Annotated in this window: 9 protein-coding genes; 5 read left to right on the top strand and 4 right to left on the bottom strand. The window is 66.4% G+C overall.

Going from position 1 to position 13,925, the window contains the following annotated elements:
• The first annotated feature begins 3 nt into the window (after positions 1-3).
• Together fdhF and BBA01S_RS16350 are read left to right on the top strand one after the other, a co-directional pair.
• Positions 4-2,949, top strand: coding sequence for a formate dehydrogenase subunit alpha (gene fdhF, locus BBA01S_RS16345; RefSeq protein WP_027817397.1), 2,946 nt, complete (start codon positions 4-6; stop codon positions 2,947-2,949).
• A gap of 4 nt (positions 2,950-2,953) precedes the next feature.
• Complete coding sequence (locus BBA01S_RS16350) at positions 2,954-3,196, top strand: formate dehydrogenase subunit delta (RefSeq protein ID WP_027817398.1); 243 nt, start codon at positions 2,954-2,956, stop codon at positions 3,194-3,196.
• Between the two features lie 24 nt (positions 3,197-3,220).
• On the opposite strand, the gene BBA01S_RS16355 is transcribed toward BBA01S_RS16350, so the two are convergent.
• Positions 3,221-4,990 carry an FAD-dependent monooxygenase gene (locus tag BBA01S_RS16355; RefSeq protein WP_027817399.1) on the bottom strand — a complete coding sequence of 590 codons (1,770 nt, stop codon included), beginning with the start codon at positions 4,988-4,990 and terminating at the stop codon, positions 3,221-3,223.
• Positions 4,991-5,354: 364 nt separating this feature from the next.
• On the opposite strand from BBA01S_RS16355, the gene BBA01S_RS16360 reads away from it, so the two are divergent.
• Positions 5,355-7,265: a tetratricopeptide repeat protein gene (locus BBA01S_RS16360; RefSeq protein WP_027817400.1), complete on the top strand. Its 1,911-nt coding sequence runs from the start codon at positions 5,355-5,357 to the stop codon at positions 7,263-7,265.
• Positions 7,266-7,353: 88 nt separating this feature from the next.
• On the opposite strand, the gene tcuC is transcribed toward BBA01S_RS16360, so the two are convergent.
• Positions 7,354-8,649: an MFS transporter gene (gene tcuC, locus BBA01S_RS16365; protein WP_027817401.1), complete on the bottom strand. Its 1,296-nt coding sequence runs from the start codon at positions 8,647-8,649 to the stop codon at positions 7,354-7,356.
• Positions 8,650-9,028: 379 nt separating this feature from the next.
• On the opposite strand from tcuC, the gene BBA01S_RS16370 reads away from it, so the two are divergent.
• On the top strand, positions 9,029-9,577 hold the full coding sequence (locus tag BBA01S_RS16370) for a GNAT family N-acetyltransferase (protein ID WP_027817402.1): 549 nt from the start codon (positions 9,029-9,031) through the stop codon (positions 9,575-9,577).
• A 357-nt stretch (positions 9,578-9,934) separates the two neighbouring features.
• Positions 9,935-11,188, top strand: coding sequence for a hypothetical protein (locus BBA01S_RS16375; protein ID WP_156965962.1), 1,254 nt, complete (start codon positions 9,935-9,937; stop codon positions 11,186-11,188).
• Between the two features lie 151 nt (positions 11,189-11,339).
• Here the strand turns inward: BBA01S_RS16375 and BBA01S_RS16380 are convergent, their stop codons facing one another.
• Positions 11,340-12,062, bottom strand: coding sequence for a DUF2968 domain-containing protein (locus BBA01S_RS16380; protein ID WP_027817404.1), 723 nt, complete (start codon positions 12,060-12,062; stop codon positions 11,340-11,342).
• Positions 12,063-12,348: 286 nt separating this feature from the next.
• Positions 12,349-13,836, bottom strand: a complete 1,488-nt coding sequence (locus BBA01S_RS16385) for a gamma-glutamyl-gamma-aminobutyrate hydrolase family protein (RefSeq protein ID WP_027817405.1) — start codon at positions 13,834-13,836, stop codon at positions 12,349-12,351.
• Between the last annotated feature and the right edge of the window lie 89 nt (positions 13,837-13,925).

The following is a 13,925-nucleotide window of genomic DNA, read 5'->3' on the forward strand; positions in this document are numbered from 1 at the left end:
CTCATGTCCGACATGCTCAAGTCCCCTGCCGGCGGTTGCGGTTCCGGCAATTGCGCCTGCAAGTCCGCAGCGATGAACAAGGCCAGCGCACGCTCGCCGTTCGACGACACCGACTACGGCACGCCGCTGCGCCACGCCGATATCGACGTCACCCTCGAAATCGACGGCCAGTGCGTGACGGTGCCCGCGGGCACCTCGGTCATGCGCGCCTCGATCGAAGCGGGCGTCAACGTGCCCAAGCTGTGCGCGACCGACTCGCTCGAACCGTTCGGCTCGTGCCGTCTGTGTCTCGTCGAGATCGAAGGCCGGCGCGGCTATCCGGCGTCGTGCACGACGCCCGTCGAAGCGGGCATGAAAGTGCGCACGCAAACCAACCGCCTGCAAAAGCTGCGCCGCAACGTGATGGAGCTTTACATCTCCGATCACCCGCTCGACTGCCTCACCTGCCCCGCCAATGGCGACTGCGAACTCCAGGACATGGCGGGCGTGACGGGCCTGCGCGAAGTGCGCTACGGCTTTGACGGCGCGAACCACCTCAAGGACAAGAAGGACGAATCGAACCCGTACTTCACCTACGATCCGTCGAAGTGCATCGTCTGCAACCGCTGCGTGCGCGCCTGCGAGGAAACGCAAGGCACCTTCGCGCTGACCATCGCCGCGCGCGGTTTCGAATCGCGCGTCGCGGCGGGCGCGAGCGAAGCGTTCATGGATTCCGAATGCGTTTCGTGCGGCGCATGCGTGGCCGCGTGCCCGACTGCCACGCTGCAGGAAAAGAGCGTCGTGATGCTCGGCCAGGCCGAACATTCGGTCGTGACGACCTGCGCCTATTGCGGCGTGGGCTGCTCGTTCAAGGCCGAAATGAAGGGCAATGAAGTCGTGCGCATGGTGCCGCACAAGAACGGCCAGGCCAACGAAGGCCACGCCTGCGTGAAGGGCCGCTTCGCGTGGGGCTACGCAACGCACAAGGATCGCATCAAGAAGCCGATGATCCGCGCGAAGATCACCGATCCGTGGCGCGAAGTGAGCTGGGAAGAAGCGCTCAATTACGCCGCCAGCGAGTTCCGCCGCATCCAGGCGAAGCATGGGCGCGACTCGATCGGCGGCATTACGTCGTCGCGCTGCACGAACGAGGAAACCTATCTCGTGCAGAAGCTCGTGCGCGCCGCGTTCGGCAACAACAATGTCGATACCTGTGCGCGCGTGTGCCATTCGCCTACGGGTTATGGCCTGAAGACGACGCTCGGCGAATCGGCGGGCACGCAGACGTTCGCCTCGGTCGATCACTCCGACGTCATCATGGTGATCGGCGCGAATCCGACCGACGGCCATCCGGTGTTCGGCTCGCGTCTGAAGCGCCGCGTGCGCCAGGGCGCGAAGCTGATCGTCGTCGACCCGCGCCGCATCGATATCGTCGACACCGCGCACGTGAAGGCCGAACATCATCTGCAACTGCGCCCCGGCACCAACGTCGCGATGGTCAATTCGCTCGCGCACGTGATCGTCACCGAAGGTCTGGTCAACGAAGCATTTGTCGCCGAGCGCTGCGAGACGCGCGCGTTCGAGCAATGGCGCGATTTTGTCGCGCTGCCGGAGAACTCGCCCGAAGCGATGGAGCCGCTCACCGGCGTGCCCGCGCAAAGGGTGCGCGAGGCGGCGCGCCTCTATGCGCGCAAGGGCAATTCGGCGATTTACTACGGCCTGGGCGTGACGGAGCATGCGCAAGGCTCGACGATGGTGATGGGCATTGCGAACCTCGCGATGGCGACGGGCAATATCGGCCGCGAAGGTGTGGGCGTGAATCCGCTGCGCGGCCAGAACAATGTGCAGGGCTCGTGCGACATGGGCTCGTTCCCGCATGAGCTGCCGGGCTATCGGCATGTTGGCGACGCCACGACGCGCGCCCTCTTCGAAGACGCCTGGCAGGTCACGCTGCAAAGCGAGCCGGGCCTGCGCATCCCGAACATGTTCGAGGCGGCGCTCGACGGCACCTTCATGGGCCTCTACTGCCAGGGCGAGGACATCGTCCAGTCCGACCCGAACACGCAGCATGTGGCGGCGGCGCTCTCGTCGATGGAATGCATCGTCGTGCAGGACATCTTCCTGAACGAGACGGCGAAGTACGCGCACGTGCTGCTGCCGGGCTCGTCGTTCCTGGAGAAAGACGGCACCTTCACCAACGCCGAGCGCCGCATTTCGCGCGTGCGCAAGGTCATGCCGCCGATCGCCGGTTACGCCGACTGGGAAGTCACGATCCTGCTCGCACGCGCGCTGGGCTACGAGATGGACTACACGCATCCGTCGCAGATCATGGACGAGATCGCGCGCCTCACGCCGACGTTCCATGGCGTTTCGTACAAGCGGCTCGACGAGATGGGCAGCATCCAGTGGCCCTGCAACGAGGCCGCACCGGATGGCACGCCGATCATGCACATCGACGGATTCGTGCGCGGCAAGGGCAAGTTCGTGATCACGAAGTTCATCGCCTCGCCGGAGAAGGTCACGCGACGCTTCCCGCTGCTGCTCACGACGGGCCGCATCCTGTCGCAATACAACGTGGGCGCGCAGACGCGCCGCACCGAAAACTCGCGCTGGCATGAAGAAGACCGGCTGGAAGTGCATCCGGTCGACGCCGAGGATCGCGGCATTCGCGACGGCGACTGGGTGGGGATCGAATCGCGCGCGGGGCATACGGTATTGCGCGCGAAGGTAAGCACGCGCATGCAGCCGGGCGTGGTGTACACGACGTTCCACTTCCCCGAGTCGGGCGCTAACGTCATCACGACAGATGCGTCGGACTGGGCCACCAATTGCCCCGAGTACAAGGTGACGGCCGTGCAGGTGAGCCATGTGCAGCAGCCTTCGGAATGGCAGCGCGAGTACTCGCGTTTCAACGCGACGCAGCTCGATCTGCTGGGCAAGCGCGATACGGTCGTGACGTCAGGGAAATGAGCCGATGAAAACCGACCACCTGATCGAGATGGCAAACCAGATCGGCGAGTTCTTCGACTCGCTGCCCGATCGCGAGGAAGCGCTCACCGGCATTGCCGAGCACATCCGCAAGTTCTGGGAGCCGCGTATGCGCCGCGCGCTGCTCGGGGCGCTGGATGGCAGCGGCACGCACGATGACGCCGGTTTCAGCGAGATCGTGCGTGCCGCGCTCGTGCAGCATCGCGAGGCGCTGACGCCCGCTGCGTAACGTCGCGGGCGTACGCGGCAGGCGTCACTGCGCGGATGGCCTGGGCGAAGGCGCGGGCGCGAACCACGTCTCGCAGTGGCGCAGCAGGCCGTGCAAGTCCGATCCAGTACGGCCGCGCGCGCAGATATAACCGTCGGGCCGCACGAGATAGAACGCGGGACGCGTGCGCCCGTACGCGTCGCCCAGCGACGGCGCGCCCTCGCCCGCGAGCGGCGCTTCGCCTTCTTCGAGATCCGCGAGCCACCAGACCCGCACGGCTTGCGGCAACGCGTGCTCGACGGACTCGGCGAAATGACGCAATGCGTCAGCGCCGTTGCCTTTCGCGCCGACAGAACCGCTTGCGCCAGTCGCCCCCGTCGCACCCGTCGCTCCATTCGCGGCCCCCACCTCCATCGCGCCATGTCCGGCCGCGTCGGCGGCACGCACCGTATCGGCGTCCACCAGCAGGAACAGCGAAAAGCTCCCCGGGTCGTGCAGATCGAAAATGCGGCCCTTGCCCGGCGCCTTGCCAAGCGGCCCATCGATCACGCGCACACAGGCGTCGGGCGCGCGCTCGCCCGCGCGCGGGCCGCCGTCCAGCACGCGCTCCAGCGTCAATGGACTGCGCCGATACTGGATCGACAACTCGCTCACCGCCTGACGCGCTGCATCGCGCAACGGCCCGAGCGCGACCAGCGCCGGCATCACGCGCTCGCGCAGCAGCTTGAGCGGGCCATGATCGGCCTCGACGAGTTGCGTCATGAAGCTCGTCTGGCGCAGCACGATGCGCTCGATCGGCGAACGCTCGGCGTGATAGGTGTCGAGCAGCCGCTCGGGCGCGCCGCCCAGCACGCGCGCGAGTTTCCAGCCCAGATTGAACGCCTCCTGAATGCCGGTGTTCATGCCCTGCGCGCCCGCCGGGCTGTGCACATGCGCGGCGTCGCCCACGAAGAACACGCGCTCCATGCGCAGAAACCGCACCATGCGGCTATTGATGCGGAAGTACGACGCCCAGCGCATATCGGCAATCGAGACCGGATGATGCACGCGCCGCTCGACCACCGAGCGGCACTCTTCGAGCGTCGGCACCGGGATCGTGCCTTCGGGCGCGGCCGGCAGCATCGTCTTGTGATCGGCGATCAGGCGATAGCGGCCATGCCCGTACGGAAACAGCGCCGCCAGCCCATCGCCCGAGGCGAACACGTGGAATTCGTCGTCGGACCAGGGCGTGCTCGCTTCGATATCGGCCAGCAGGAACGATTGCGCGAGCGTCTCGCCCTCGAACTGCATGTTCAGGCGATGGCGCACGGTACTGTGCGCGCCGTCGGCGGCGACCAGGTAGGCGCAGCGCAGCGCTTCGACGCGGCCATTGGCGCAACGCACATCGGCGCTGATGCCCGCCGCGCCTTGATGCAGCTCCAGCAACTCGCAGCCGCGTTCGACCTCGACGCCGAAGGTCGCTAGCTGCGCGGCGAGAATGCGTTCGGTTTCGGTCTGGTCGAGAAACAGCAGGTACGGATAACGTGTGAACAGCGGATCGAAGTCGAGCCGCGCGCGGCGCTGCCCATTCGAATAGAGATTGGCGACGTGCGCGCGATGGCCGCGCGCGAGAAAGGGCTCGACGATACGATGCTGCTCGAAGAGTTCGAGCGTGCGCGCCTGGATGCCGATGGCGCGCGAATGACGTGCGGGCTCGTGCGCGCGATCGATCAGGCGAACCGGAATGCGCGCGCGGGCGAGGCTCAGTGCAGCAGCGAGACCGGTTGGTCCCGCGCCGACGATGAGCACGGACGGCTGGGAAAAAACCTCGGTCATGCAGACCTCCATGCGGCCGACATGAACCGTAGTGTACGCCCGCTATCCGCGTGGCCGGCCCTGCCCTGGCGCTGTGCTCAGGTATGTCCTCAAGCTGGGCGCATCGGAAAGATCGCGGCCGATTGCGCGATGGCGACCGTACCCGGAGCCCACCCGCTGTGCCCTCTCTATACCCCATGGGCGTGATCGTGCGGATCGTCGGCGCTCATCGGCTGATCTTGGGCCGTCGGGATGCGGGCTCAATGCGGGGTTCCGGCTGCCTGGCCAGTGAATAGGGTCAAGCTTCCACAGCCCGATTACGGAACGCCTGCGCGAGTGTGGGAAAATGCCGCCTTTAGATCTCCCACGTATTTGCCTTTCGGTCATGGAACAGGTTTTTGTCCGCGCGTTCGCCGCACATCGCGACGGCCGGCTGGAGGACGCCGAGCGCGGTTACCGCGCGACGCTCGCCGCCGATCCCGTGCACGTCGATGCGCTGCACATGCTCGGCGTGCTGCGGCATCAAAAGGGCCAGCACGCCGAAGCCGCGGATCTCGTGCGCCGGGCCGTCGACCTGCGTCCCGAGGACGCCGCGCTCCAGTTGAACCTCGGCAACGCGCTGAAGGCGATGGGCGAGCTCGACAACGCGATCGAGCGCTTTCGCAATGCGCTCACGCTCGCGCCCACGTTCGCGCTCGCGCACTACAACCTCGGCAACGCCTATGCGGCGATCGGCCGCCACGAGGACGCGATGTACGCGTTCGAGCACGCGGTGCGCCTGCAGCCGGGCGACGCGTCGTCGCACAACAACCTGGGCAACGCGCTGCACGCGCTGGGCCGTCACGCCGAAGCCGCCGAATCGTTCCGCCGCGCGCTGAAGATCCGTCCCGGCCACGCTGGCGCGCACAACAACCTCGGTATGGCCCTCAATGCGCTCGGCGACAGCGCGGGCGCGGTCGAGCACTTCCAGAAGGCGCTGCGCGCGCAGCCGCGCTTCGTCGCTGCGCATTTCAACCTGGCGAACACGCTCGACGCGACCGGCTATCACGCGCACGCCGTGGCGGGCTACGAAGAAGCGCTTGCGCTGCAGCCGCAGTTCCCGCCCGCCCTGTTCGGCCTTGGCAATGCGCTCGCGGCGCTCGGTCGGCATGACGAAGCAATCGCGGCCTATGAGCGCGCCATCGGCCTCGATCCGAAGTTTTCGCTTGCGTGGCTCGCACTCGGCACGGCGCAGCACGCGCTCGGCCGTCATGCCGCCGCGCTGCGCGCCTTCGACGAGGCCCTGCGCGCCCGGCCGGATCTCGCCGCCGCGCACCTGAACCGCTCGCTCACCTGGCTCACGCTCGGCGACTTCCGGCGCGGCCTGCCCGAATACGAATGGCGACTCGATCCGACTTCGCGCGACGTCGGCTTCAGCGCGCTCGGTCTGCCCTCGCGCACCAGCGCGCCGGTGCCCACCTGCGCGCAAGGCGTGCCGCGCTGGCGCGGCGAGCCGCTCGGCGAGCGCACGCTGTTGATCCACGCTGAACAGGGTTTCGGCGACACGTTGCAGTTCGTGCGCTTCGTGCCGTCGGTGATCGCGCTCGCGCAGGCAGGCACGCGCATCGTGCTCGAAGTGCAGGCGCCGCTCGTGCCGCTGATCGCGCCCGCTGCGCACGCGGCGCGCATCACGCTGGTCGCCCAGGGCGCGCCGCGCCCGCAGGCCGATCTGCAATGCCCCCTGCTGTCGCTGCCACTCGTGCTCGGCACGACCTTCGACGCCCTGCCCGCGCCCATGCCTTACCTCGCCGCCCCCACCGCGTACCGCCGCAAATGGCGCGGCTCGCTCGGCGGCCAGGCGCGGCGCAAGATCGGCCTCGCGTGGTCGGGCCGCATTCATAAGCATGAAAACCGCAGCATGCCGCTGGCCGCACTCGAACCGCTGTTCGCGCTCGACGGCATTGACTGGATCGTGCTGCAACCTCAATTGACCGACGCCGAGCATGCCGCGCTCGACGTGCATCCGCGCGCTCGCTCGATCCATCGGCTGGGCGAGAAGCTCGCCGATTTCGCGGACACCGCCGCCGTGATCGAGCGGCTCGACGCAGTGGTCTCCATCGATACGTCGATTGCCCACCTTGCCGGTGCGCTCGACGCCAGGCTCTGGCTGATGTTGCCGTTCGCCGCCGACTGGCGCTGGTTCGCCAATACCGATGCCAGCCCCTGGTATCCGCGCGCGCGGCTCGTGCGCCAGCCGCGCCCGGGTGCGTGGGACGAAGTCGTCGCCCAGGTCGCCAGCGCCTTGCGCGAAGGCTGACACGCTTGCGGGCGCAAGGCCGCCGCCAACACGCCAGACGTAAAAAAACCCGCATCGCTGCGGGTTTTTTTACGTCGTTGTGCGTCGTTCAGACCGTCTTGTACTGGTTGCGCGCTTCGGCGGTGCGATAGAGCACGAGCGTCGCGATCAGCCCGCAGATGCCCGCGACGCCCATCCACGCACCCGGTGCGGCCTTGTTGCCGCTCACGTGAATCAGGTAGGTCGAGATGGCCGGCGTGAAGCCGCCGATGGTGGTCGCAAGGCTGTAGGCCAGCGAGAAACCGGCCGTGCGCACATCGGCGGGCATGACTTCGGTCAGCGCCACGACCATCGCGCCGTTGTAGCAGCCATAGAGGAACGAGAGCCACAGCTCGACCATCAGCAGGCGCGCGAACGACGGATCGGCGACGAGCCATTGCACCGCCGGATACGCGGTCAGGATCGTGAGAATCGTGAAGGTGAGCAGCACGGGACGACGGCCGATGCGATCGGAAATCGCGCCCGACACTGGCAGCCAGAACAGATTCGACAAGCCGATGCAGACCGTCACGACGAGCGTATCGAGCTCGCCCATCTTGAGCACTTCCTTGCCGAAGGTCGGCGTGTAGGCCGTGATCATGTAGAACGACACCGTCGTCATGATGACCATGCCCATGCCGCCCAGCACGATGCCCCAGTTCTGCATCATCGACGCCATGATTTCGCGGATCGACGGGCGATGCTTCTTCTTCGCGAATTCCTCGGTTTCCTGCAGCGAGCGACGGATCAGGAACAGGAACGGCACGATCAGGCAGCCGATGATGAACGGCACGCGCCAGCCCCAAGCGGTCATTTCCTCGACCGGCAGCAAGCGGTGCAGCAGCACGCCCAGCAGCGCCGCGAAGATCACGGCAACCTGCTGGCTGCCCGACTGCCAGGACACGTAGAAGCCCTTGTTGCCCTTGGTCGCGATCTCCGAAAGATAGACCGATACGCCGCCCAGCTCCACGCCCGCCGAGAAGCCCTGCAACAGCCGCCCGCACAGCACGAGCACGGGCGCGAGCACGCCGATGGTCGCGTAACCCGGCACGACGGCGACGGCGAGCGTGCCGAGCGCCATCAGGCCGAGCGTCAGGATGAGCCCCTTGCGCCGGCCGTGATGGTCGATATACGCGCCGAGGATGATCGCCCCGAGCGGACGCACGAGAAAGCCTGCGCCGAACACGGACAGCGCGAGCATCAGCGAGGCGAACGCGTTGTTGCTCGGGAAGTAGGTCTTGGCAATCGCCGAGGCGTAATAGCCGTAGACCATGAAGTCGTACATTTCCAGGAAGTTGCCGCTGACGACGCGAAACACCGTGCGGAACTTCGATTCGCTGGAAGAAGCGTGGGTCGCTGTGGACATGACGATCTCTGAAGGATTGCCGGCCGTCTGGCCCAGACACACGCGCGTGACTGAGCTAGACGGCCTGACTGTGAAACATGAGGTGAAGCACGAAACATCGATGCGCGCCGTTGCGCCTGGGCCTCGCGCGCGCGGGCGCTCATTATCCTGCTCGCTTCCAGGGTCAGAAATCCGGGTAAGACCTGAGCACAGTTAGCTAACGCCCGCCAACTTCGCGCTATTATTTCTATTTGCTTTCAAATAAGCCCGCCGCCGGGCGGTTCGCATGGCGGTGCCTATCATGCACAATAGTCCATCGATGCTGCCCGTTTCGGCGAATTCGCCGGGTGTGTGACGGGCCGCACCCGCAGCAGACCTTTTCCGCAAAACCGACGCCCGCATGTCCACCGCCGCTACCCTCACCCTGCGACCGGCCACGCTCGCCGATGCCCCGCTACTCGCCGCCATGCACGCCGCAAGCTGGCAGGCCACCTATCGGCAGTTGCTACCGGCTGCCTTCCTCGAAAGCGAAGTCAACGCAGAGCGGGCGGCCTACTGGCGCGCGCGCATGGAGGCGCCTGGCGCGCAGCGCCGTCTGGTGCTGATCGCCGAACTCGGTGCGCCCGGTGCCGAGCCGACACCCGTTGGTTTCGTGTGTGTCGAACGCCAGCCCGAATCGCAGTGGGGCGTGCTGCTCGACAATCTGCATGCGTTGCCCGCGCATCAGGGAATCGGCGTGGGCAAGCGGCTCATGGCGGCCGCCCAGGCATGGGCACGCCAGCAGGGCGAGAGCCAGCTCTATCTGTACGTGCTCGACGGCAACACGCCGGCGATCGCTTTCTATGAGCGACAAGGCTGGGAGTTTTCGGGCTCCGAACCCGATCGCATGGGCGGCGTCGACATCACGGCGCTGCGCTACGTCTACCGGCTCGCCGGCCGCCAGACGTAAGCCTGCGCTTCGCTCGCACGGTGGACGTGCTGCATTGGCCCGGCTATCGGCCGTCTATCCGGGCCGTCTATCCGTACAGAGACTACAATTCCCGTCAATTTTTCAGACGTTTCCGATGGATTGCCGGGCGTCGGATCTTCAGAATCAACGGTCGAACATCCGATTCCCGAATAGCGCGCCGCCCGCTGAGGGGTGGCGCGCCTTTCGAACACCACCGTTTCTGGTGCCCCGCCACAGCAAGGCAGCGAGAGATCCATGTCAACTTTTCCGTTAGTTCAGGTGGAAGGCGCACTCGCAATGCCACACATGCGCCCGCTCAACCGCGTTCCACCGCCATTCGGCCGCGAATGGTCACTCATGCCTTCGCAGTTCAGCCTGCGTACCGAACTTCACGCGCTCTACGCAGCATTCCTGCGCACCATCTGCCTGAGCGCGGAAGCCTTCCGCCAGGCCTATCGCTGGGATCGCCAGCCGCGCGCCGCAGCCGAACCGCCGCGCCCCGCCGCCGCGCCGGTCGGCGCTGCAATGAACGCCGCACAGGCCCAGCAAGCCGCTGCCGAAGCCCTCGGCGCTCGCACGGCGGGTGCTACGAAAATGGCGCAAGCGGTTCAGCGTGCGCAAGGTGCTCCGGCCGCACGCACGCCACCACCGTCGCACAAGCTCACAGCCAGCGCCGTCGCCATCGGCAGCGCGGCATTGCTCGCATGGATCGTCGCCAGTCATACGCAAGTCCGCGACGATAAAGGCCAGTCCACCCTGCGTGCGTCCGCCAGCCCGGCTGCGAAGGCCGATACGCACTCCTCATCGCGCCTCGCCGACGAACGCGCACTGCATGACCGCTCGATCTCGGGGGTCATCGAAGGCCCGAAAACCGCCGCCCCCGCCGCCGCCATCCCCGCCGCCATCCCGGATGCGAGCCATGAACAAGGCGTCGCGATCAGTTCGGCGGTCGTGGCCCAGCGGGCGATGCCAGTGCCTTCGCCTACGACGGCGGCTACCGCTTCCACGGCCACACCAATCGTCGCGCCGGGTACCGTGCGGGACGCCGCGCCGCAAGCCGCGCCAGTCCAACGCCCGGAACTGATCGCGACCGCGCCCGCCGCCACTGCGGCACCCGCCGTTACGCGGGGCAAGGACGCCACGTCAGCGCTCGCTGCTGCGCCTGCAACCGCGAAGCGTCCCGACTTCGCAATGCGTGCGCACACCGGCAAGCCCGTGCAAAGCACGTTCAAACCCAGGGCCGCTGGCGAGAAGCGCACCGCCAGGTCGCACCAGGCGATCACTCAGGCGACAAGCACAACGAAGGCAACCAGAGCCGCAGAACAGGCGGCGCGCGATATAGGTAGCCGCCACGCGGTGCACGAATTCGCGCCGCACCGCAGCGCGCCGATCGTCACGACCCAGCGCACCCACGGCATGTATTCAGAAGCCGCTGAGTATTCGCCGCATCAATTCGCAGCGGACTCCAGCGACGAATACGCGTCCCTCACGACTTATGCGAACACGCGCGCAGCGCCGCACCGCGCCCCGGTTGCCGCTGACAGCACGGATTGGGTCAATCATGTCGCGCAACGCCGCGTGACTGAAGTGCCTGATCACTTCGAAAAGTAAGGTTCCCGAAGCAAAACCGGCAACCCGTCCCAAAGCAAAAGCCCGGCTCCTCGCCGGGCTTTTGCTTTTTGTCTCGCCTGGTGCGTTCGACTCGTCATCCCGACACAGAACGCCGCCCTGTGGACAGCGCCCCGCCGACCAGGTCTGATATCTACCGACGCGAGCCAGGCAGGCCTTGCTCCGTTTCACGCTGAAGCTGATCGACCTGATTCTGCAATTGACGCAATTGCGCTTGCGCCTGGATCTTCTCGGCATTGAGCGCGGCTGCGTTGCCCTGCACCTGGCGCTGATAGTCGTCCACGCGCGCCTGCTGCGTGCGCGCGACATCGATATCCGCCTGAAGTCGACGGGCACGATCTGCGTTGATCGCAATGACGCGCTCGATGAAGGCCTTTTGCGCCTCGATCTGCATGCGGCGGATTTCGACTTCGGCAAGACGCTGGGTCTGCTGCACGAAGTTTGCATAGATCGATTCCGCGCGTGCATCGTCCTGCGAACGGATCACACGCCAGAAGTGCTTGTCCTGGAACAGCACGACGTAGTACGTCATTTCCGGCGGATAGAAGAACAGGCTCGCCCCGTAGCTGGCGTTGTAGGTGGTGCGCAGCTCGACCAGTTGCGCATCGTGGATCAGTTGCATCAGCGTAGCGACGTCGCCCTGCGATGCGCCAGCCGTCGCCTGGTCGTCGGCCATGCCTGCAGGCGGCAAGGCATTCGCGGGCTGCGGCGTGAGACTGCCGAGCGCCGGGCGGCTGCCCGCCACCGGCGCGGCGTCGCTCGCGAGCGAGCCAGCCCATGCCGGCGCGCCCTGCTGCAAGAGGGTGATAACCGCGGCGGCCAGCAGGGCGCGCCGCAGCACAGTGGATTGCTTCATGACTGCCTGTTCCGTTCAGGATTCCGAGTAACCGCTTATTATCGCCGCCCGAAAATCTCATAAACGCCGATTAATTTCGGATAACAGAAGAACGCGCGAAACCTGCGATTTCCTTGTCCGAAATCACCTACTTAATCTTAGGAATTGTCGGAAGAGTCGTACGGGAAAAGAAAAAGGGGCGACGCCCCTTTTTCGGTGATGCCTTTGCGGTTGCCCTGCCTTGCTCGACGCTCGCGAAGTGTCGCGTCAGCAAACGTCAGGGGCGGTGAGAAACGGTCGGCACTGATCAGAAACGCGTCTCGCGCGCCGAACGCAGGAAGTTGTCGAGCAGCGGCGTGCAGTCGAGCAGTTCGGGGCCGCCCGCGCGATGGAACTCCGGGTGCCACTGCACGCCGACGACAAACGGCGCACGCCGGTAGCGCACGGCTTCGATCAGCCCATCGCCTGCCGACACCGCCTCGACCGTCAGATCGCGGCCAAGCGTCTTGACCGCCTGGTGGTGGATCGAGTTGACGATGGCCTCGCGCCGGCCCGGAAACATGCTGGCGAGCGACGAGCCTTCCGGGAACGTGATGGCATGGCGATGCTGGTCGTAATGCTCGCTAACGTGCACGCCGGCCGTCGGCACATCGGTGGCGATGTCCTGATACAGCGAGCCGCCGAACGCGACATTGATGAGCTGGCAACCGCGGCACACGCCGAGCACCGGCTTGCCCGATTCGACGAATTCATGCAGCAGTTCCAGTTCGTACATGTCGCGCACGCGGTCGCCGGGCCATTCGGGGCGCGGCGCGACTTCCGCGTAGGTTTGCGGCGAGACATCGGCGCCGCCTTGCAGCAGCAGTCCGTCGAGATGCTTCGCGTAGTCGCGCAGGCGGATATTGCTCGGATGCAGCATGCCTTGATGGCCGACCGTCGGGATCATGAAGACGATCACGTCGCGCGACATGACCCAGTGCGCGATCGATTCCTCAAGATACTGAAGCGTCTTGCCGCGCAAGCCCTGGGCGCCGGGCTCGGGGTGAAAGATGCGCGCCGATACACCGATACGCAATGTGCGTTGCGTGATGCGCTGGCCCGCACGGTCGAACAACTGACGCGCACGCGCCGCGACGATGCGACCGAACACCGACCACGCCGAATCGCTCGGACGCAGGTAGCGCGGCGATTCGGGCGGCAAGGCACCCGGCGGCGGCGGATTCTGCGCGCTGAAGTCGGGGGCCTGGCCAAAGCCCGCGGGCGCTGCACCCGCTCGTGGCGCAGCGGCTTCAGTGGCGGTGGGTTTCGCTGTGCCTGGCGTGGGCGCGGGCACTTCGCGATCGGCGGCAGCAGCGACTTCGATCGGCACCTGCGGCTTGCCTGCGCCCGTCGCGGCCGCCCTGGCGGCGGCTTCCGCGGCTTGTCGCGCCACCGCCCGCTCGGCTTCCTCGCGGGCCTGGGCGGCTTCGCCAGCGGCCTCAGACACGGTGGAGGCAGAAGCCGCTGCCTGGGCCGTCGGCGGTTCCTCGTCGGTGCCGCCGCCGGAGCTGTCGGCGCCTGCCGCATCGGGCGTGATCGTCGATGCGCTCTCAGGCGAATCAGTCGATGCGCGTTGTGCGGCCTCGCCGGAACCGGGCGTCTGGGCGGCAGCCTGGGGAGATGCAGAAGAAGCGGAAGGAGAAGGTGAAGCGGCGCCGGAATCCGTGGAACGGTTGGGATCGGTGGATCCGGTGGATCCGGCGGGACGGCCTGCGCCGTCGGGAACCTCTGGGCGGTCGGTCTTGTTGTCGCTCATGACGTGGGGTCGGGGCGCGCTACATCGTTGCAGGGCGCAAACGGATGAACAGGGTTTCGATTATGCGTCCCACCGCATCACGCCGCCAC

The organism is Paraburkholderia bannensis NBRC 103871, from assembly GCF_000685015.1.
GTDB lineage: Bacteria > Pseudomonadota > Gammaproteobacteria > Burkholderiales > Burkholderiaceae > Paraburkholderia > Paraburkholderia bannensis.